Source organism: Bacillus sp. FJAT-27225 (genome assembly GCF_001685025.1).
Taxonomy (GTDB): domain Bacteria; phylum Bacillota; class Bacilli; order Bacillales; family Cytobacillaceae; genus Bacillus_D.
Map to the genome: position 1 here is coordinate 412,241 of NZ_MAYU01000001.1, position 21,098 is coordinate 433,338.

Consider the following 21,098-nt stretch of genomic DNA (forward strand, 5'->3'; position numbering starts at 1 on the left):
AGGATGTATATACCACCATTGTAATGGAAGATTCTTGTCAGCACCGGAAAGGATTTGAACGATTCATGAAAATTAATCTTTTTCAAGGGGCAAAGAAATACAGAAAGACGTTCCTCTCCCAGGGGCACTATCCACCGTAATGTTCCCGCCAGCATCTTCAATGATTTTCAAACAGACACTCAATCCAATCCCCGTCCCATATTCTTTTGTTGAAAAAAAGGGCGAAAACAGTCTCGATAAGGTGTCCTGGTCCATCCCGCATCCACTATCGCAAATGTTAATATGGAAATGATGTTCATCTGTATTGGTTTGAATCCTGATTTCTCTTCTCCCGCCTGTTTCGACCCCCTCCAGGGATTCCATTGAATTTTTAATCATATTGACCAGCACTTGTTTTAAATGGCCCGGCTCAATAACCGGAACCGCATCATCAGTGGCAAGGGAATGGACCAGTGCAATATTTCTAAGAAGAGATTCACTTTCAAATAACATGATAATTTCCTTGATCAATGTGTTGTAGGTCGTTTCTTTAGCCTTACAGGAAGCAGGTTTAGCTGCATTCAAAAATTCATAAATAATTGTATTGGCTCTGTTCAATTCATCGAGAGCAATATTTGCATATTGCTCTTTGCCCAATTCCTTAAGCTGTGGTTTTAGCAGCTGGATAAATCCCTTTACGGTCGTCAGCGGATTCCTGATTTCATGAGCAATACCAGCGGCAAGCTTGCCAATATTTTCACGGTATCCCGCTCCGATTTCCGCCCGGTGGATTTCCTTAACCTGTTTTTCAATATGCTCTTTTCGATGAATAAGTTCCATATTAAAATCGGACATTTTCTTTTCCATCTGGTCCATTGCAGTCCGCAATTGAGCCACATCCTCAGAGACTGGGAAACAGAAAATATGAATATTACCGGATTCATCTCTTGTTTTGTACAGCTGATAAAATAAATGATCCCATTTTTCCCTTAACGGAATTACGATAAAGCTATCTTCCTCGGCTGCCTGAAGGAACGCTAAAACTTGCCTGCGAAAAGACGTGCCGACCATGTCTAAAAAAGAATCAGCAAATTCAGCCGTAAAAAAAGAGCGCGCACCAGCGGAAAAAGCTAAAATATGATATTCAGGATCCAGGACAAAACAAGGAAAAGGGATGTTCCTAACAAATTTTCTATACATGCTACTACCGCCCATCCTTATTTTTCAAGGTTGAAAAAGTTTTTTCAAAAAAGGTTTATCTTTTATAAAAATGGGGAACAATGTAAAATTTATAGATATTTTGCATCACAAATTAATCATACAGAATTATCCATTTGCCTACAATTGTGAATCCATACAAAACTTACCTAAAATTATGAGAATTTTCACCAAAAGCCGACAAACTTTTGGAAAATAAAAAAGCTGTGAGATATCCTCACAGCCACTTAACTTTAGGTTCAGTCTTATTTACTATTCTGCCTATGTTAGCCCGATGGCGGTAAAAAACAAATGAAGTTAGGATGAGAACAATTATAATCAGGGGAACATCGCGAGGCTGGACAACTAAAGAATAGAGGATCGCCGCGACCCCGCCCATCATGGACGACAATGACACATACTTGCTTATATAAAGAGTAATAAAAAACACACCGAGTACTATAAGAAACATTAGTGGTACATAGAAAAGAAGAACACCGCCTGAAGTGGCCACAGCTTTTCCACCCCGGAAGCCGGCAAACACTGGGTACATATGTCCTACGACAGCCAGCATACCTGGTATGAGCGGATGTATGTCCAGACCAAACAGTGTGGGAAGTGCCGTTGCCAAAGTTCCTTTTAAAATATCTGCAAGTGTAACGACTATACCAGCCTTCTTCCCAAGGGTCCTGAATGTATTCGTCCCGCCAAGATTGCCGCTGCCATGCTGGCGGATATCGGTCTTATAGAACACTTTGCCGATAATTAAACCTGAAGGAATTGAGCCTAGTAAATAAGCAAGTAAACAAAATAAAATAATTTCAACCATTCATTTTTCTCCTTTTTGCCCAACAAATTATGTCATTCAAAAGCTATTATAAGACTGCTCAAAGTCTATTTGAAGGGAAGTACAAACAAGTACTCTTTTCTTGTACCATTTTCCTACGAAATGCCATTTTTCGCAATATGTATTTATTTTATACCGAAATTACGATGCGGAAAAGCAAAAGTGATTTTTTCTCGCTCTGCAATCATTTTTGGTAGTATGGCAATAAGGGGGGAGAAACAATGGATAAACGTTTGATTGAACTGTTTTTTGTAACATTCAAACTGGGCTGTACCTCATTTGGAGGTCCTACCGCGCATATTGGTTATTTTCATAAAGAATATGTCGAAAAACAAAAATGGTTATCTGAACAGGAGTTTATTGAACTTGTTGCATTATGCCAAGCCTTGCCTGGACCTGCAAGCAGTCAGGTAGGATTCGGAGTAGGAATGAAACGTGCTGGCATTTTAGGAGGAATACTATCATTTCTAGGTTTCACTTTGCCTTCATTCATCATTATGGTGCTGTTTGTCCATTTAGTCGGACTCTTTTCTCCCGATGAAGCTGGCTGGATTCATGGGTTGAAAATTGTCGCAGCCGGGGTTGTCTATCAAGCATTATCTTCCATGGCGAAAAATTTTGCTTCAGGCAAAGTGACCGGAACAATCGCCTTGCTTGCTGCAATTATTGTATTGCTGTTTCCATCTTCATTTACCCAGCTAGCTGTCATTATAGGAGCTGCCGCAGCAGGATATACATTATTAAAGAAACAGGGATCAGACATAACGGGTACCGGTTTTATTTCGGTCTCAAAGAAAACTGGATGGATTGCAGCAGCACTTTTTCTAAGCATTTTTCTCCTTTTGCCTGGTATAGCCAAAGAGAATTTCGGACTTGGTTTGTTTTCTGATTTTTATAGAACCGGCTCTCTCGTTTTTGGTGGCGGGCATGTTGTTTTGCCACTTCTTGATCAGGAGGTTGTTTCTGAAGGTACCAAAGGAGGAATTTTTGGCCGGATACGGTGTGGCCCAAGCAATACCAGGACCCTTGTTCACGTTTGCATCCTACCTGGGTACAGCTATATCGGGGTGGGAAGGTGCAATTATAACTACATTGGCAATCTTTTTGCCCGGATTTCTATTATTGGTGGCGATTATACCATTCTGGGGATTACTGCGTATAAAAACAGGAATCCAATCCACTATCACAGGCATGAATGCGGCAGTAGTTGGCTTGCTTGGAGCAGCTTTCTATGACCCAGTTCTAACAAGCTCGATTTCTTCCGCAACGGATGTCGCTTTCCTCGCTGCCGTCTTTTGTTTGTTATCATTGTGGAAACTGCCCCCATGGCTTGTTGTTGCAGTGGGGGCAGGTGTCGGACAGTTAATCTTTTAGGCTGTTTTCGCAAATTTTATTGCTATTAGAGAAGAAATAGGATCGTATCCAGTTGATTGGACGGAAGGTGCGAACTCGTTCGAAAATGCAAAAAACGCATTTTCTCCTGCGATGCTTTCTCAGGGAAGATTATTCAACGTCCTGCGGGACAAGCGGGACAGGTGAGACCCCACAGTCGCTTTAGCGACGAGGAGAAAGAAATGGAGGCGACTGCCCAGCTCCGACAAGCGCTCCTCGAAAAAGCTAAAGCTTTTTCTTCGTGCGATGCTTATGCTGCCGAAGCTTACTCTTGTGGGGGCCTGAAGCAGAAGTCGCTTTTGACTTCAGCTGATGGATCGAAGCGACCCCGAGGAGCTAGGAGCTAGGAGCCGCAGCTAGACAGGCTCACCGCCTGCCCCTAAGGTCCGCGAGCATCCTCGTGACAGGCAAAAAGCGCCTCGGGACATGCAAAATTCGCATGTCTCTGCGATGTTTATTCCGAGGAGCTTTCCTTTGTGTCCCTGCGATGATTACTTTAAGGAGCTTCCCTTTGTGGAGCGGAAATCAACCGTTCCAAAAAACAATCTTTAAGAACACAGCCATCTTTTAAAAGAGACGAATACCCTTTTTTCCATGTGGAATCAAGCATAATAATGGAATTTTTTCCTGGAAAATGTACACTATAGCTAAAAGAGAAAAGGAGTGAATGTGTTGGTACAAAATCCTGGTACTGAAGAAATTAAAGATATCCTCCTAAAAGCAAAGAGAATAGCTGTGGTAGGCTTAAGCAATAATCCAGAAAAAACTTCTTATATGGTTTCCGAAGCCATGCAAAATGCTGGCTATGAAATTATCCCAGTCAACCCGACAATTGACGAAGCTCTTGGTGTGAAGGCAGTTCCATCATTGAAGGATATAGAGGGACATATCGATATTATCAATGTTTTCCGCCGTTCTGAACAATTGCCTGATGTAGCAAGGGAAGCGGTTGATGTTGACTTTGATGTATTTTGGGCACAGCTCGGCCTAGCCCATGAGGATGTTTATGAGATTCTAAAGGACAAAGATGCAACTGTAGTGATGGATCGATGCATTAAAGTTGATCATGCGCTGTTTGTTCGAAAAAGATAATGCTCTGGAAGCTGCCAAAAGGCAGCTTTTTTTTGGCTAATTAGAAGAATAATGGTTTACACTCCTGACTAATAAGAAAAACGATGCCATCCCTCTTACAACCCGAGATTCCAGTTTTTCGTATATTAATTGTAGTAAATCTGTCTTAAATGCCGAAAAATTAAACGTTTTTTTTCATTACACATTTGCCAAATCAAAATTAATCGATACAATAAAGCATAGACAGCGGATAAGTTATGGTAAAATTAACTACAGGAACTCGAACGTTTGTTCCACCGTTCTAAATTAGCACTATTTTATTATAAAAGGATTATTTTGATATTGATGTTGTTCCTTTTTACATGTAAGAAAGGGGTATTTTTGTGGCAAGTAACCAACAAGCTTTTAACTACAATGATGATGCTATCCAGGTCCTTGAGGGGCTTGATGCTGTAAGAAAGCGGCCGGGGATGTATATCGGCAGTACTGATACAAGAGGTTTGCATCATCTTGTATATGAAATTGTAGATAACTCTGTCGATGAAGCTTTGGGAGGGTTCGGAAATCAAATCATTGTCAGAATCCATAAAGATAATTCGATCAGTGTAGCGGATAAAGGACGCGGAATGCCGACCGGGATGCATAAGATGGGAAAACCAACAACAGAAGTCATTCTTACGGTTCTCCATGCAGGCGGCAAGTTTGGGCAGGGAGGATACAAGACAAGCGGCGGCCTTCATGGTGTTGGCGCATCCGTTGTTAACGCATTATCCGAATGGCTTATCGTTACCATTAAACGTGATGGCGTTATTTATGAACAACGGTTTAAAGACGGTGGCAAGCCAGCCACAACTCTTGAAAAAATTGGCAAGACTAACCAAACAGGGACTACTATCCACTTCAAACCGGATACCTCCATATTTTCCACAACAACTTTTAACTTCGATACTCTATGCGAAAGGCTTAGGGAATCCGCATTCCTGCTAAAGGGACTACGAATTGATATCCAAGATGACCGAAACAATGTTTCAGAGTCATTCCAATACGAAAGCGGAATAGAAGCATTTGTTGAGTATTTGAATGAAGGAAAGGAAGTACTGCATCCAGTTGTCAGCCTGGAAGGAACTCAGAACGGCATTGAAGTTGAATTTTCATTCCAATTTAACGACGGCTATTCCGAAAACGTACTTTCCTTTGTCAATAACGTCCGGACAAAGGATGGCGGGACACATGAAGTGGGCGCCAAGACGGCGATGACGAGGGTTTTCAATGAATACGCCAGGAAGACTGGCCTCCTAAAGGAAAAGGATAAGAACCTGGAGGGAAATGATATTCGTGAAGGCCTTTCAGCAATTATCTCGGTTCGAATTCCTGAAGATTTGCTTCAATTCGAAGGGCAGACGAAAGGAAAACTTGGGACAAGCGAGGCCCGCTCAGCAGTGGATTCGGTTGTTTCAAATTCTCTTTCTTACCTTCTGGAAGAGAATCCCGAAACAAGCACTTTGCTTATTAAAAAGTCCATAAAAGCATACCAGGCGCGGGAAGCTGCCCGAAAGGCAAGGGAAGATGCAAGGAGCGGGAAAAAAAGGAGCAAGAGGGAAACCCTCCTATCCGGGAAGCTTACTCCTGCCCAATCCCGTAATCCGCAAAAAAACGAGCTTTATCTTGTGGAAGGGGACTCCGCTGGCGGGTCAGCCAAACAGGGGCGCGACCGGCGTTTCCAGGCCGTTCTTCCTTTAAGGGGGAAGGTTATTAATACCGAGAAGGCCAAGCTTGAGGATATTTTCAAAAACGAGGAAATTAATACAATCATTCATACTGTCGGCGGCGGAGTAGGTTCCGACTTCAGTGTCGAGGATATCAATTATGACAAGGTCATCATCATGACCGATGCCGATACTGACGGCGCCCATATCCAGGTGCTTTTGCTGACGTTCTTTTACAGGTATATGAAGCCGCTTGTAGAAGCCGGCAAAGTATTCATCGCGCTTCCGCCACTTTTTAAAGTGAGTAAAGGTACAGGCAAGAAAGAAATCATCGAATATGCCTGGAACGAAGATGAATTGCAGGGAGCAATAAAAAAGGTCGGAAAGGGCTATATTATACAGCGATATAAGGGCCTTGGAGAAATGAATGCAGACCAGTTATGGGAAACGACCATGGATCCGGAAACAAGGACACTCATCCGGGTTAAAGTGGATGATGCCGCCCGTGCCGAGCGGAGGATTACTACGCTTATGGGAGATAAGGTAGAGCCCCGGCGTAAATGGATTGAGTCAAACGTTGCCTTTGGAATGGACGACGAGGATGATATGGATACGATTCTCGAAAATGAAAACATCAGTGTCACAGAGGAGGGAATCAACCTATGAGTACAGTTGAAAAATTCCGTGACCTCCCACTCGAAGACATTCTTGGCGATCGTTTCGGCAGATATAGTAAATATATTATTCAGGAACGTGCGCTTCCGGACGCCCGGGATGGATTAAAGCCATCCCAGCGGAGAATTTTGTATGCCATGCATGCTGAAGGAAATACCCATGATAAAGGGTTCAGAAAATCAGCAAAGACGGTAGGTAACGTGATCGGCAACTACCATCCGCACGGTGATTCTTCCGTGTATGAAGCGATGGTACGGATGAGCCAGGATTGGAAAGTCCGAAACGTCCTGATTGAAATGCACGGAAACAACGGGAGTGTTGATGGCGATCCTCCAGCGGCAATGCGTTATACAGAAGCAAGGTTATCTGCAATATCAACCGAATTATTAAGGGATATTGAAAAGCAAACAGTGGACTTTATCCCGAATTTTGATGATACCTCGAGCGAGCCAACCGTTCTGCCTGCGATGTTCCCGAATTTGCTCGTAAATGGATCTACAGGGATTTCTGCCGGTTATGCGACAGATATTCCTCCGCATCATCTTGGTGAAGTAATTGATGCTGTTATCATGAGGATTGATAATCCTGAAGTTTCAGTTGATGAATTGATGACTGTTATAAAAGGCCCGGATTTTCCTACAGGAGGCATCATTCAAGGTATTGATGGTATCAGAAAAGCATATGAAACCGGACGGGGTAAAATCATTGTCCGTTCAAAGACTGAAATTGAGGACCTCCGCGGCGGCAAGCAGCAAATTGTTATTACGGAAATTCCTTACGAAGTGAATAAAGCCAATCTCGTAAAGAAAATGGACGAACTCCGATTTGACCGTAAAGTTGAGGGAATATCGGAAGTACGTGATGAAACCGATCGTACCGGTTTAAGAATTGTCATTGAACTTAAAAAAGATGCGGATGCCAATGGTGTCCTAGCTTATATGTTCAAAAATACAGATCTTCAGATTACGTATAACTTCAATATGGTGGCCATTTACAATAAGCGCCCTGTCCTAATGGGAGTAAGGGAGATGCTTGATGCATATATCGGCCATCAAAAGGATGTTATTACAAGAAGATCAAAGTATGAGCTGAAAAAAGCGAGGGAGCGGGAGCATATCGTTGAGGGCCTGATTAAGGCTCTTTCAATCCTAGACCAGGTTATCGCCACGATTCGCGCTTCAAAAGACAAGCGAAATGCGAAGGACAATTTGATGGCCAAGTTCGCCTTTACAGAAGCGCAGGCCGAGGCAATTGTGTCATTGCAGCTTTATCGTTTGACGAATACGGATGTTACCGCCCTGATGAAGGAAGCAGAGGAACTTGAGAAAAAAATTAACGAACTGACAGCAATCCTTGAAAGTGAAAAGAAATTGATGTCTGTCATTAAAAAAGATCTTAAAGAGGTTAAAAAGCGTTATGCCGACAATCGCCGCTCCAAGATTGAAGCGGAAATAGAAGAAATTAAAATAAATCTCGATGTACTGATCCCAAGCGAGGACGTCATTGTCACAGTTACGAAAGAAGGCTATGTAAAGCGGACAAGCCTGCGTTCTTTCTCGGCTTCGAACGGCCAGGACCTTGCAATGAAGGATTCTGACCGGCTATTTGCACAGCTGGACATGAATACAAAAGACGTCCTGCTCCTTTTTACAAGCAAGGGCAATTATTTGTATATTCCAGTCCATACCCTGCCAGATATAAGGTGGAAGGATATGGGGCAGCATGTTGCGAATCTTGTTCCAATCGACCGCGATGATGAAATTATCAAAGTACTGCCGGTCAATAGCTTTGAAAATGATCTGTACCTTCTGTTCGTAACCAAAGGCGGGATGGTCAAGAAAACAGAAATGAAATTGTACCAGGCAACCAGGCATTCAAAAGCTCTTACAGCGATCAATCTTAAAGGTGATGATATGGTAGTCGATGTCCACGTGACTGACGGCAGCCGGGAGCTATTCCTTGTGTCCCACTATGGTTATGCTTTATGGTTTGATGAAACAGAAGTAAGCCCAATTGGAATCAGAGCTTCAGGGGTTAAAGGAATGAACCTTAAAGACGGGGACTATGTGGTCGGAGGCAAACTGACAACACCAGACAGCAAGGAATATATTGTTCTTGCAACCCACCGTGGCGCTGTGAAGAAAATGAAACTGAAAGAATTCGAAAAAGCCGGACGCGCGAAACGCGGTGTTGTCGTTCTGCGGGAATTGAAATCCAATGCCCACAAAGTTTCCGGTTTTGAAGCGGCAGAAGATGGAGATATCATCACTCTCCTTACAGAAAAAGGGCAAAGCTTCGCTATCCATACAAAGGAACTGAAATTCAGTGACCGCTACTCAAATGGCTCATTCCTTGTTGATGATACTGAAAGCGGCAAGGTAACGGCTCTTTGGAAAGAGCCCCGCCAAAAGGCAGCTTCCCAACCGACAGAGTAATACGTATTGAACAGGCTATCCGTTTATCCGGATAGCTTTTTTTCGACATTTATTGGCATGTTTCTCCGGATAAAACTAGAATAATTCCACTATGGAGATTATACTAATCTATATACATATTTTTATGAGGGGGATTTAATTGCATTGTCCTAATTGCCAAACTATTAACGATGAGTCGGCGCGCTTTTGTATCAAATGTGGTGAGTATTTGGAAAAGAATGTGGAAGAAACCTGCCCAGATTGCGGTACACCCAGAATGAACGGGGATTTATTTTGCCAAACATGCGGCTATAAGTTTAGCGAAACTTCTCAACCTATTCAAGCTGTCTTGAATCGTGCGGAGCCTGTAAATAGGCAGGATTCCACATGGGGCCGAGAAACCGAACACAGTAATCACGTACATACAGTGTATGCACCTGAAAACGTCCGATTTGCGAACTTTGGAGAGCGTGTTGTTGCCTCACTAATAGACTATGTGATTCTCTATATCGTTGGATTTTTGCTCAGTTTCCTATTTGGTGCAATCGAAGGCTCAAGCTTGTATAATTTAATGGGCTTTATTTTGGGCATCGCTTATAAGGCTGGCCTGGAGAGTTCAAATAAGCAGGCTACTCTTGGCAAAATGGCGATGGGACTTAAAGTTGCTGATAATAACGGCGAACAGATCAGCTTTGCCCGTGCCATCGGCAGGTACTTCGCCAATGTACTGAACATATTCACCCTCTTCATCGGCTACCTTATGGTGCTTTGGACAAAAGAGAAGAGGGCTCTGCATGACTTTGTAGCAGGAACATATGTTATTAAAAGCAAATAATACTAGAAACCCTTTTTCCGCTAAGACGGGAAGGGTTTTTTCTATCCAAGCAAATAGGTGTAAGTGGGTTCCTATTCAAAGACCAGAAGTTACGATGAATTATCGTAATCCTTAGGTGTAAGGGAACCGTATGAACAGGAATTATTGGATTGAGCAGCATTATCAATAACCGGCATTCTGGTTAAGGAGGGGGGAGGCATTTGTCACGTTATATGGGCAAGCGCATACTATGATAGCAAAACACGTTGAAAGGAGCAGGCTGATTTTGGACAGATTTGATCCTGGCAAACTGGCTGTGACGTTTATTGCACCCATTACCCCATATAGGCCTTACGAAGGGAGGAAATACACGCTAGCCCATTCAGATTCCACGGGGAAGCTTTTTTTAACAATCGGACCCGAATTCCTGTTTTCTTCTAGTCAACAAAAAGATGAAGTGTATGCAGAATGGCTTCAAAATATGGGAGAGTCTACTTTGGTTGGTAAAGTGCATGTTAGCAGCGGTGAATTTGACCAGCAACATTCTAAGGTCAGGTTCATGATATTTAAAAAAGAGCTCGAGTTGGCTCTAAAAGCCATTGTATTTGGGGATCAGGCTTTCTACGGATGTTTTCCTTGGCTGCTTGATGCACCAATTTATATACAATTTGAATCGATTTATCCGGAATTCAATCAACTTCTGTTTTATGGAACACCAAGGCACTATTTATCGGGAGTCGCTAATAGCCCGGCAACCTGACAGCACAGAAAAACAATGTGCTGTTGTTTTTTGTCTAAATGAGGTGTTACAGATAACTTTATTATGTAAACATATTAAAATTCTTAGAATGGTGATTCACTAGGGCAGAAACTCCGATTCAAATTTCTTTTAATGAATTAAAAAAGAAGTACATAAGGATCCAACTCACATTTTGTCTTTTCTGTCATCATAAAAAATTTCTTATTATTTTTTCGGAAAAAAGCGGCAAAATTACAGGGAAGCCCTCAGGCGATGATGCTGTAAAATTGACATATGACACTGTGTCATTTACCATAAAGATAAGAGGGTGACAATGTGTCATATTGCGGAGAAAAGCAGGATTTATATTCATTTTTGAAAGATTCAAGCTGCCATCTTGCTAAAAAGGCTTTTTATAATGGATTACCAAAAGGAGTGATTTTTTGATACAATTCATGGTCGATGTACCGAATTTTGTTAAAAGAGAGATTGAAAAAATAGATGAACTCGTATCACCATTTTTGAAAAAGGCTTCTCAATATGCCTTATTTTCGTTCCCTTTAATTATTTTTTCAATTATGAATTTGTCCCTTCTTTTATTCTTTTCTCCACAGCAGCAAGACGCTTCAATCCCGATTATCATATATGCAGTAATGGGCGCAATCGGATTGGCACTGTCCAAAGAGGCAAAAATACAGCGAATGGAGATTCAGACCATTCGTTCCAACTATATGATTGAGAGAATTAAGAAAAGTGAAGCAGCCCCTGAACCTCTAAAAAAACACTATATCTCCCTTATAAAGGACCAGCCTATAATGGCCATGCAGCATTTCATTACATTTTTGAAGAAAGAAAACGAGGCGATTCATTAGATAGGAGGTGGGGGTGAGTTGCCAAAAGGGACTTTTTTAAACTTGCCCGATGATAAAAAACAAACATTAATTCAGGCAATTAAGCTGGAGTTTTCAAGGGTACCATTGTATAAAGCTTCGATTACAAATATTATTACATCCGCCAACATTCCCCGCGGCAGCTTTTATCAATACTTCGAAGATAAAGAGGATGCATTTTTCTTTCTGTTAAATGAGCATGTAAAAGAAAATAAAGATAAGTTTATATCAATTTTGAGAGAAAATAATGGCGATTTATTTGATACGATGATTGAATTTTACCGCCTGATCCTCACTGAAGGAGAGGAAAATCCTCATTTTTTGAAAAATATTTTCTTAAACATGACATATAAAATCGAAAGCACCTATGCTAGTAGCTTTATTGAATTGGATAAGGACGGAAACTTCACTGAAGCAATTGGATCATTCATCAATACCGCGCATTTAAACATTTCAAATGATAAAGACTTAACTTATATCATGCAAATCATTATCGCCGTAACTTTGCGAAACTTTGTTGAAAAATTCGCGCACGACTTATCCATTGATGAAGCGGTGAATCATTATTTGAATGAAATAAAGTTATTGAAAAATGGGCTGGAACGGTAACTGAGTTTAAGTTGTTATCCGTTTTTATACCGGAATTAACCTCAATGGTGTCTTAGAAAGGATTATCTATATGGAAGTTACCGATTTATCTACACTCATCGTACTTTTCATCATGGTATGCAATATTGTGTTTGCCGGGGTTGTTGTATTTATTGAACGAAGAGACATTGGCTCAACCTGGGCTTGGCTGATGATTCTCTTTTTTATTCCAATCCTCGGTTTTTTTGTCTATCTTTTTCTCGGACGCCAATTAAAACAAAAAAATTTTTATCGATTGTCTTCGGAAGAAAAGGGTTATCTTCAATCAGAGGTCGATGAGCAACTGAGGGAACTAACGAGAAGTGAATGGAATCATCACGATACCCTAAAAAAACACGTCGATTTACTGAAGATGAATCTCAAATCTTCAAATGCATTACTCACATTTGGGAATGATTTGGAGATCTTTAGCAATGGCCATGGCAAATTCGAATCTTTATTTAAAGACATTGGAAATGCGAAAAAAGAGATTCATCTCCAATATTACATTATTCAACCAGATTCCCTTGGCAAAAAACTGAGGGATGAGCTTACCAAAAAGGCAAAGGAAGGGGTAAAAGTACGTATTCTCTACGATGAAATAGGTTCAAAAAAGATTTCCCGTTCATTCTTTAACGAGCTTATTTCATTCGGCGGGGAAGTGGAGGTATTCTTTCCCTCTATTTTAAAAATAATCAATTTCCGTATTAATAATCGGAATCACCGGAAACTTTGTATCATTGATAACAGAATCGCTTATATCGGCGGGTTTAATGTAGGAAATGAGTATCTCGGGCTTGTTAAAAAGTTTGGCTATTGGCGTGACACACATTTAAGAATTGTAGGCGATGCAGTTAACCAGATTCAAGGGAGATTCATTCTTGATTGGAATTATACGGCGAAAAATAAGCTCAATTTTAAGCGATTTTTATTACAAAAAGAAAATGATGATACGAATATTCCGATTCAAATAATAGCAAGCGGACCGAACTCCGGAACAGAACATATCAAAAACATGTTTATAAAACTGATCATGTCTGCAAAACGAAGCGTCTACATCCAAACACCTTATTTTGTTCCTGATACAAGCTTTATGGATGCTTGTAAAATTGCATTATTATCTGGGGTTGATGTGAGGATTATGTTTCCGAATAAGCCAGATCATCCATTTGTTAAATGGGCTTCCGGATATTATTCAGGTGAACTTTTGAAATATGGAGCCAAAATACTCCTGTATGACAAAGGATTCTTGCACGCAAAGACGATTGTTGTGGATCAGGAAGTTGCTACGGTGGGAACTGCTAATATAGACACACGGAGCTTTCATTTGAATTTCGAAGTGAATGCCGTTGTGTATGATAAAAGAACAGCACAGCAACTTGCCCAACTGTTCTTCCAGGATAGCGAAAACAGTTCAGAGCTAACGATGGACGTATTTGAAAGGCGTTCTTTTTTTGTCAGACTGAAAGAAGCCATTTCCCGTCTTTTATCTCCTATTCTTTGACTTCAGCGGCTGACATCACAAGGATTGTGTCACTGTTATTGGCACTAATTTTAACCATAACAAAAAGGAAATGCAGGTAGATTACCAAGGAAGGAAAGAGGGATTTTTGCTAATGAATATACTTGTTACTTTGGATTCTAATTACATAAAGCCCTTGAAAGTTATGCTGAAATCACTCTTTCTTAATAACCAGAAAGAATCATTTACAATTTATCTTATGCATTCCAGCCTTCATGAACAGGAGCTGGACGATTTACGACAATTTGTTGAAAATCATGCAAATCAATTAAAAGTTATCTATATAGATGATCATTATTTTAAGGATGCACCTACACTTCTTCACTATACGAAAGCTATGTATTATCGTTTATTAGCATACAAATTCTTACCTAAAGAGCTGGATCGGATTTTATATCTTGATCCTGATACATTAGTAATCAACCCCGTTAGTGAGTTATATCATACAGATATTAGTGGGTATTTATATGCCGCTGCCTACCACGATAGAATTGCCCTTAAAGAAATCAATAAACTTAGATTAAATGCCTATAATATGGATGCTTACTATAATTCCGGGTTACTATTGATGAACTTGACACTTCAGCGAAATTTCATTGATGAGAAAGTAATTTATGAATTTGTTGAAAAGAATCGCTCCAAATTAATTATGCCTGACCAGGATATTCTCAACGCTCTTTATTCCAACAAAATTAAATGCTTAGATGATAAGTTATACAATTATGATGTAAGATTTTACAACTATTACAGAATCATTAGCAATGGCGAATGCGACATGGATTATATCTTCAAGAATACGGTTATTCTTCATTTTTGCGGGAAGAAAAAACCGTGGATGAAGCATTATAGCGGCAAATTCCATTCTTTATATAAGCAATATGAAAAATTAGCCTTGAATTAATAAACACATACGATGCCGTTCAGAAAGGAGGTGAAAAGAGGCCTTGTTACATTCATTTAATGATATATAAAAGATTCAACAATATGAGTTGGAAAGATAAAGAAGTTATAGGAACTCTATTTTTTAGGAATCATATCTCGAATATGAGATATTAATTATAAAAAGGAGAGATAAAAGTAAAACATACTAAAACATACTGAAGAAGATTTTGTGTTCGGACAAATGATTATATGAGTTTCTTAACGAAGCATCGGAAAAATATGGTTCAATTGCAAAATCCAAAGTTGCGATTGGATACTTGAATATTGCAACCGGTAAAAACGATATAATCTGCTTACGATCGGAATCAGCCGAGTCGAGCTGATTTTGATTATAAAAATTTAATTAATGATAAACACAGCAGTTACAGATTTTTTGAAACAAGACAAATATTTTCTGTTTTGTCTCACTATCAAGAGTTTACTTAACAATTGAGACATGAAACCTCTCTTCAAATTTAACTTCTTATAATATATATTATGGCCCCGGCGTTGAAGAAGATTATAAACTAAACTTTCCTTTGTCTATCCCCCTCTATTATAGCTTTGTTTATATCAATGAAATCAGCAGCATATTCTAATAAATCACTTAAATGAATTGAATTCAGTTTTGCGAAAATTTTAGCTTTCTCCAGTAAGTCACGATTATAAGAAGTTTTGTATAAAATCCTATCACTTTGTTTTTTCTTACCGAATGAAATACCTGGATTAGCTAAAATATGCTTTATTCCGGTTTCCAGCAAATAATTAGTAAATGTCTTATTTTCCATAGCAATGATATTAAGTCTTTCTAATACAGTGGAACTTATAGTAGTCCTAAATTTCACTCGTTTAGTTTCAGGATTAATATATGGGTATCGCATCATTTTATCTCTTTTTGAAAGTACACAGTTATCGTCACCATTTATATAAATGATTTCAGACAAACTTTTAACACTTTCTTTTCCAGAAACAATAATCCTGTATATAGGAATCTTATTATTACTTTTTACTGTATGAATTTTAGAGCGCAATCCCCAGGTTTGTAAAACAGATAGTAATCCTTCGGAGAAAAAAATGCTCCCACTCGTTACAGTAACCATATAACCTTGCTGATCCACATGACCATCACCGTCAATAACACCACGGACAAAATGAGGCAAATAAGTTGCTGGACAAGATGGGAACTTAATAGTCAATGATTTTCTTGCTGTAACACCCAATTTGTTTAAATCACTTTTGATAACTTTTGAATTGATGATTAAACTATATAGCTCTTGATTTCTACTTTTGTTCAATGGACCGCTGTAATTCATTAGCTTTTTTATTTTTTCTAAAAGATAAGGATCTTTTTGGCTGATTGATACAGATTGATTATTTGGATCAACACATCCATCCGTAACGACTAGGCCCAGTACCCAAGCCATTTCATTCGACCATTCCCTAAAGAAACTCTCATTTAATTCGTACTTCCTGTACCCGGTAGGACGCATTGTCACGCCAAGCTTATTTAGAATTAAGGTTACTCCCCTGTCACTTAGGCCGAATTTTTTAGCGATTTCAGAGGTTTTAACCCCAGACTTATATAAATGGGCGATTTCTTTGTTTCGTTCTTCTCTGGACATACTTTTACCCCCATTTATTTTTCAATTCTGTGCCGGTAATCTTCTTTTTTGGCTTTATCTAAGTTAATATAACCTGCGCTGTACTCCAAAACATCGTTTATGTATAAGTTATGATTTTTAGCAAAATGTTTTATGCGCTCCAATAATTCTTTGTCGTATGTTGTTTTATATTGAACGCGGTCCTTTGGGCGAGCTTCTTTGTTAAACGTAATTACCCCTTGGTCTAAAACGGATTCAAGACCAGTCTCAAGCAAATAATTAACATTAGTCTCATGTTCTTTAGCAAGTTGTGATAAGGAATCTAGAATTTCCTTGCTAATATTAGTCCTAAATTCCACCCTGGAATCATCCACAACTTGAACTAATCTGCCATTTACTTTTTTCCACACATTGACCACTCCTTATTTCTTTGAATATATATTATACAATTAAAAACGAACGCTTGTTCCTAACTATATTATAATTCTTTCCACAAAAAAGGACAAGAATCTAACCATCTCGATTACGAAATTCCCCCGCTCTCTTCCCCCCTCTCCTACCCCGAGTGCAAATAGATTACATCTGAGCAAATTTTGGTATACTATGATATAGCATGCCTTCTTAGCTTAAGAACGCAATGAATTTAAGGTTGGAAAGGAAGTAACAAACATGACCAAGCAACAAATTGGCGTAATCGGCCTGGCTGTAATGGGTAAGAACCTTGCCTGGAATATGGAAAGCAAGGGCTACCGCGTCGCCGTGTATAACCGTTCCTCCCAGAAAACGGATGAAATGAAAAAAGAATCTGAAGGAAAAAACATTTTCCCTGCCTACTCCCTTGAGGAATTCGTCAATTCCCTTGAAAAGCCAAGAAAAATCATGTTGATGGTAAAAGCAGGAGCTCCAACTGATGCAACCATTGAACAATTAAAGCCGCTCCTTGATAAAGGCGATATTATTATCGATGGCGGGAACACCTACTTTGCCGATACACAAAGGCGAAACAAAGAACTTAGCGAACTCGGGTTCCATTTTATCGGAACTGGTGTTTCCGGTGGCGAAGAAGGCGCGCTTAAGGGCCCTTCCATTATGCCAGGAGGCCAAAAAGAAGCCTATGACCTTGTCGCACCAATCTTCAAAGACATTTCCGCAAAAGTGAACGGCGACCCTTGTACTACCTACATCGGCCCGGATGGCGCCGGACATTATGTTAAAATGGTCCACAACGGCATTGAGTACGGTGACATGCAGCTTATTTCAGAAGCCTACTTCCTGCTTAAACATGTTCTTGGCCTTAGCGCACAAGAGTTGCATGAAGTATTCTCAGAGTGGAACAAAGGTGAACTTGACAGCTACCTTATTGAAATTACAGCGGATATCTTTACAAAAATCGATGAAGAAACAGGCAAGCCTCTTGTCGACTTGATTCTCGATATGGCCGGCCAAAAAGGCACAGGAAAATGGACAAGCCAAAGTGCTCTCGACCTTGGCGTACCGCTTCCGCTTATTACTGAATCAGTATTTGCCCGGACTATTTCATCCATGAAATCCGAACGTGTTGAAGCAAGTAAAATTTTGAGCGGCCCAGAAGCAAAACCGTTCACTGGTGATCGCGACGCATTTATTGAATCGGTTCGCAAAGCTCTATATATGAGCAAAATCTGCTCCTATGCGCAAGGTTTTGCCCAAATGAGAGCCGCATCTGAAGAATATGGATGGGATCTTCGTTACGGTGATATCGCAATGATTTTCCGCGGCGGCTGTATTATTAGAGCTCAGTTCCTTCAAAAAATCAAAGATGCTTATGACCGCGAGCCTGGCTTGAAAAATCTCCTTCTTGACCCATACTTTAAGGAAATCGTTGAAAGCTACCAGGGTGGACTAAGGGAGACGATTGCTGCAGCTGTTATGAATGGAATAGCCGTTCCTTGCTTCTCATCAGCTCTTGCTTACTATGACAGCTACCGGACTGAATCGCTTCCTGCCAACCTTCTTCAGGCCCAGCGTGATTACTTTGGTGCCCATACGTATCAGCGCACGGATAAAGAAGGCATCTTCCATACTGAATGGACAAAATAAACTACTAAAGGGGAACTGCACTGGCAGCTCCCCTTCTTTCTATTGCTTTTGAGTTATTAAGTACTCCTGGATCGTGGGATTGTCGAGCTCAAAATATGGGCTGGAAACATACTGGATGTCTCCATTCTTCCCTTTGATATAGGTTGGTTCATCAAAGGAAATAAGCTCCCTGATTGCAAGTTGGGACATACTGGAAAGTACAAATATCTTGTTATGGACAGACTCATTTTTAAATAATCCCCTGACCATCACCGCAAATTTTTCCAACAAATCGATAGGCTGAAATTCCGGAAAGTCGATAATTTCAGCAAAAAATTGTTGGGTCCTATTATTATGGAGGCCAATCAAAATATAGGGTCTGGTCGTGAAAAACGGTTTAATGATTACCTCGAAATTGCAGTTTTCCCCAACTTCATTTACCTCTCTATCCGGGAAAAATCCGCGTTCAAATGAAATTGCAAAATTCAATGTGTCAATTTCTTCTTCTGACTCTTCGTCTTCAAGATCATGTAAAAATTCCTCGGCATATTCTTCGTCAACATCAACTTCCTGGGCAATTTCACCGTCAAAATAATTGCCGGACAAGTCATTTACAATCATCGGCAGGTAAGGCGTTATCAGCCCAAGAACTTGGTCGTAAAATGGGAACTTGGTGTTTATAGTCAAGTGGTTTCCTCCCCGCTTTTCTTTCGCTTATTTTGTCAAAACGATGCGAAAAGTGTTGTACATATAATCTACCCAGTTTGAAGGAAATCACACATTTTTAAAATGCCAAAAAGCCCCCTTTATAAGAGAGCTCTCTTTCATTAATGCCCGTTTGCCTTTTTCCAAACGAAATGGTTCATAATAAAGGACGCAACAACAATGGCTGCTACAAATCCTATGCTTACAAAAAAACCATACCGTATGTGGCTTTCGAGCAGTGTACCGCTTACAGCAGCCAGTATCAAAGCAAGGCCGAGGAAACCGAGAAATTTTCCTACCGCTTTCATTTCGAGTAATTTATAACCAGAAATGATGATAAAAGCCCAATTAAATAAGATAAGGATGCCTGCAGCTGTTGTGATGTATTCATAAATCGTTCCTGGTAACAACAGCGCTGTAATAATCGAAGCCAGAAGACCAATTGTCGCTAACCCGAGCGAGGGCAGCGGTACCTTTTTCCATTTGATTTTTTTGGCGAAAATTTTTGGTGCATCATTGCTTTCCGAAAGAGTTACAAGAAGTGTTGTGACCCCAAAGAGAGAGGCGGTCATGGTGGAAAAGCCGGCCATAATAATCGCAGCATTGAAAACATGTGGGAAAAACGGCATATGAATATGCTCCAGCGCTGTTACAAATGGGCTTTCCTTGTCAGTGAATTCCTCATGTCCTGCCATAATAACAGCCAAACCGAGTGAGAGAACATAGATCACAACAAGCAGGATCAGCATAATTAATCCAGCCTTTGGTGCATCTTCCATTTTTTTGAGCCTAGTTGCCATCAGTCCAATAACCTCAATGCCGCCATAGGCATAATAGGCATAAATTAATGAGGACCAAAACCCGGTAAAACCATCCGGAAATAGTTGGTTCATGGAACGAGGCAAACCGGGATAAGTAACGTCGGCATGGAATACACCGAAAAAAGCCAGGCCAGCCAGGATGATGAACATAACAATCGCCGCAGTTTTTATAATTGCAAGCAGATTCTCAACCTTATCAAACCCTTTATTTCCAGTAATGACAACAAGGATGGAAAGGATTGCATAGCCCGCTGCAAAAAGCCATAGTGGGATGTTTGGAAACCAAAATTGAGACAATATTGATAAGGCCGTTAATTGGCTCCCCATGATGAGTATGTTCGAACACCAGTAATTCCAGCCGCAGCTGAAACCAGCCCATTGGCCATAAGCTTTTCCCGCGTAGTAACAGAATGACCCTTCCTGAGGGTCCTGTGCTGTCATTTTTGCAAGCAAGTTATAAACGATATAGGTTCCAAAGGCTGCTAGAATGAACGAGAGTACGATAGAAGGCCCTGTTGTTTTAATTCCAATTGCCGAGCCAAGGAAAAAGCCGGTGCCGATTGTGCACCCAACCCCAATCATCGACAATTGCCACCATTTTAAATCTCCCTTTCCTGATGTCCTGCCCTTTTTTCCCTGATTGTCTGAAGGGATATAAAAATCCATGGCTCAGCCTCCTATAGGTTTATGGCTCTCTTTAGGCGCAGTCATGTATAATTCCCAGGAAAAGCTTATCATTCTTCTTCCTTGCCTTTGTCTTCTTTGGAGACAGGTTTTGGAATATGCTGCACTGTCCGATACATGAATGTTGCCATTGTCCCCTGGGCAACATTCTCCAGGAAGAATGGCGAAAACAGCTTTTTATATTCCTCGTCATCAAACATTTTCTTATTCTGCAATTCCATTTCTGCAAGTCCCTCATATTTGGATAAAAGCACATATTCAAAATCAGGGCCTGTAATAGGCGACAATAGTTCAACATGGTGGGAATAGTTTTCATTGCGATAGTTGACGATTTCCTCCAGCGTCTTAAACGCTTCTGCGAACTTTTCCTGCTTTATTTCAAAAGTTTGATAAACATATACAGTCATGGCTGCCTCCTATGCATGTAATGGATAA

At 40.4% G+C, this 21,098-nt stretch carries 17 protein-coding genes and 1 pseudogene; 11 read left to right on the forward strand and 7 right to left on the reverse strand.

Annotation, left to right across the window (positions count from 1 at the left end; translation table 11 throughout):
- Positions 1–72: 72 nt before the first annotated feature.
- Positions 73–1,179 (reverse strand): ATP-binding protein, encoded by a 1,107-nt coding sequence (locus A8F94_RS02145; protein ID WP_066194955.1) that lies wholly within the window; start codon positions 1,177–1,179, stop codon positions 73–75.
- A 235-nt stretch (positions 1,180–1,414) separates the two neighbouring features.
- Positions 1,415–2,005 carry a glycerol-3-phosphate 1-O-acyltransferase PlsY gene (gene plsY, locus A8F94_RS02150; RefSeq protein ID WP_066194957.1) on the reverse strand — a complete coding sequence of 197 codons (591 nt, stop codon included), beginning with the start codon at positions 2,003–2,005 and terminating at the stop codon, positions 1,415–1,417.
- Between the two features lie 239 nt (positions 2,006–2,244).
- Here plsY and chrA point away from each other — a divergent pair.
- The 10 genes and pseudogenes from chrA (at position 2,245) to A8F94_RS02200 (ending at position 14,774) form a co-directional block, all read left to right on the forward strand.
- Positions 2,245–3,397: pseudogene (gene chrA / locus A8F94_RS02155) on the forward strand (chromate efflux transporter).
- A gap of 690 nt (positions 3,398–4,087) precedes the next feature.
- Positions 4,088–4,507, forward strand: coding sequence for a CoA-binding protein (locus A8F94_RS02160; RefSeq protein WP_441294175.1), 420 nt, complete (start codon positions 4,088–4,090; stop codon positions 4,505–4,507).
- Between the two features lie 362 nt (positions 4,508–4,869).
- Complete coding sequence (gene parE / locus A8F94_RS02165) at positions 4,870–6,858, forward strand: DNA topoisomerase IV subunit B (RefSeq protein ID WP_066194961.1); 1,989 nt, start codon at positions 4,870–4,872, stop codon at positions 6,856–6,858.
- Complete coding sequence (gene parC, locus A8F94_RS02170) at positions 6,855–9,302, forward strand: DNA topoisomerase IV subunit A (protein WP_066194964.1); 2,448 nt, start codon at positions 6,855–6,857, stop codon at positions 9,300–9,302. Before parE ends, parC begins: the two co-directional genes overlap by 4 nt.
- A 139-nt stretch (positions 9,303–9,441) precedes the next feature.
- The gene (locus A8F94_RS24775) at positions 9,442–10,116 is read left to right on the forward strand and encodes an RDD family protein (RefSeq protein WP_077247522.1); all 675 of its coding nucleotides are present in this window, start codon (positions 9,442–9,444) and stop codon (positions 10,114–10,116) included.
- A 265-nt stretch (positions 10,117–10,381) separates the two neighbouring features.
- Complete coding sequence (locus A8F94_RS02180; RefSeq protein WP_139070008.1) at positions 10,382–10,855, forward strand: staygreen family protein; 474 nt, start codon at positions 10,382–10,384, stop codon at positions 10,853–10,855.
- Positions 10,856–11,277: 422 nt separating this feature from the next.
- Positions 11,278–11,706 carry a DUF5392 family protein gene (locus A8F94_RS02185; protein WP_066194970.1) on the forward strand — a complete coding sequence of 143 codons (429 nt, stop codon included), beginning with the start codon at positions 11,278–11,280 and terminating at the stop codon, positions 11,704–11,706.
- An 18-nt stretch (positions 11,707–11,724) separates the two neighbouring features.
- Positions 11,725–12,333, forward strand: coding sequence for a TetR/AcrR family transcriptional regulator (locus A8F94_RS02190; RefSeq protein ID WP_066194974.1), 609 nt, complete (start codon positions 11,725–11,727; stop codon positions 12,331–12,333).
- A gap of 70 nt (positions 12,334–12,403) precedes the next feature.
- Entirely contained in the window at positions 12,404–13,855 is a 1,452-nt protein-coding gene (cls, locus tag A8F94_RS02195) for a cardiolipin synthase (RefSeq protein ID WP_066194977.1), read from the forward strand.
- Positions 13,856–14,018: 163 nt separating this feature from the next.
- Positions 14,019–14,774: a glycosyltransferase family 8 protein gene (locus tag A8F94_RS02200; RefSeq protein ID WP_254660768.1), complete on the forward strand. Its 756-nt coding sequence runs from the start codon at positions 14,019–14,021 to the stop codon at positions 14,772–14,774.
- Between the two features lie 547 nt (positions 14,775–15,321).
- On the opposite strand, the gene A8F94_RS02205 is transcribed toward A8F94_RS02200, so the two are convergent.
- Together A8F94_RS02205 and A8F94_RS02210 are read right to left on the reverse strand one after the other, a co-directional pair.
- Entirely contained in the window at positions 15,322–16,416 is a 1,095-nt protein-coding gene (locus A8F94_RS02205; protein WP_066194984.1) for an LAGLIDADG family homing endonuclease, read from the reverse strand.
- Positions 16,417–16,430: 14 nt separating this feature from the next.
- A complete protein-coding gene (locus A8F94_RS02210; protein ID WP_066194987.1) occupies positions 16,431–16,805 on the reverse strand; it encodes an rRNA methyltransferase in 375 nt (124 codons plus the stop codon).
- A 259-nt stretch (positions 16,806–17,064) separates the two neighbouring features.
- On the opposite strand from A8F94_RS02210, the gene gndA reads away from it, so the two are divergent.
- The gene (gene gndA / locus A8F94_RS02215) at positions 17,065–18,474 is read left to right on the forward strand and encodes an NADP-dependent phosphogluconate dehydrogenase (RefSeq protein ID WP_066194990.1); all 1,410 of its coding nucleotides are present in this window, start codon (positions 17,065–17,067) and stop codon (positions 18,472–18,474) included.
- Positions 18,475–18,513: 39 nt separating this feature from the next.
- On the opposite strand, the gene A8F94_RS02220 is transcribed toward gndA, so the two are convergent.
- The 3 genes from A8F94_RS02220 to A8F94_RS02230 form a co-directional block, all read right to left on the reverse strand.
- Positions 18,514–19,140, reverse strand: coding sequence for a hypothetical protein (locus A8F94_RS02220; protein ID WP_066194993.1), 627 nt, complete (start codon positions 19,138–19,140; stop codon positions 18,514–18,516).
- A gap of 140 nt (positions 19,141–19,280) precedes the next feature.
- Positions 19,281–20,645, reverse strand: coding sequence for an amino acid permease (locus A8F94_RS02225; RefSeq protein WP_066194998.1), 1,365 nt, complete (start codon positions 20,643–20,645; stop codon positions 19,281–19,283).
- A gap of 68 nt (positions 20,646–20,713) precedes the next feature.
- Positions 20,714–21,070: a hypothetical protein gene (locus A8F94_RS02230; protein ID WP_066195001.1), complete on the reverse strand. Its 357-nt coding sequence runs from the start codon at positions 21,068–21,070 to the stop codon at positions 20,714–20,716.
- Positions 21,071–21,098: the final 28 nt, after the last annotated feature.

Coding starts and splice junctions, on each gene's coding strand:
- A8F94_RS02145 (WP_066194955.1), bottom strand. CDS start 1,179: ATGTATAGAAAATTTGTTAGGAACATCCCTTTTCCTTGTTTTGTCCTG.
- plsY (WP_066194957.1), bottom strand. CDS start 2,005: ATGGTTGAAATTATTTTATTTTGTTTACTTGCTTATTTACTAGGCTCA.
- parC (WP_066194964.1), top strand. CDS start 6,855: ATGAGTACAGTTGAAAAATTCCGTGACCTCCCACTCGAAGACATTCTT.
- cls (WP_066194977.1), top strand. CDS start 12,404: ATGGAAGTTACCGATTTATCTACACTCATCGTACTTTTCATCATGGTA.
- A8F94_RS02200 (WP_254660768.1), top strand. CDS start 14,019: ATGCTGAAATCACTCTTTCTTAATAACCAGAAAGAATCATTTACAATT.
- A8F94_RS02205 (WP_066194984.1), bottom strand. CDS start 16,416: ATGTCCAGAGAAGAACGAAACAAAGAAATCGCCCATTTATATAAGTCT.
- gndA (WP_066194990.1), top strand. CDS start 17,065: ATGACCAAGCAACAAATTGGCGTAATCGGCCTGGCTGTAATGGGTAAG.
- A8F94_RS02225 (WP_066194998.1), bottom strand. CDS start 20,645: ATGGATTTTTATATCCCTTCAGACAATCAGGGAAAAAAGGGCAGGACA.
- A8F94_RS02230 (WP_066195001.1), bottom strand. CDS start 21,070: ATGACTGTATATGTTTATCAAACTTTTGAAATAAAGCAGGAAAAGTTC.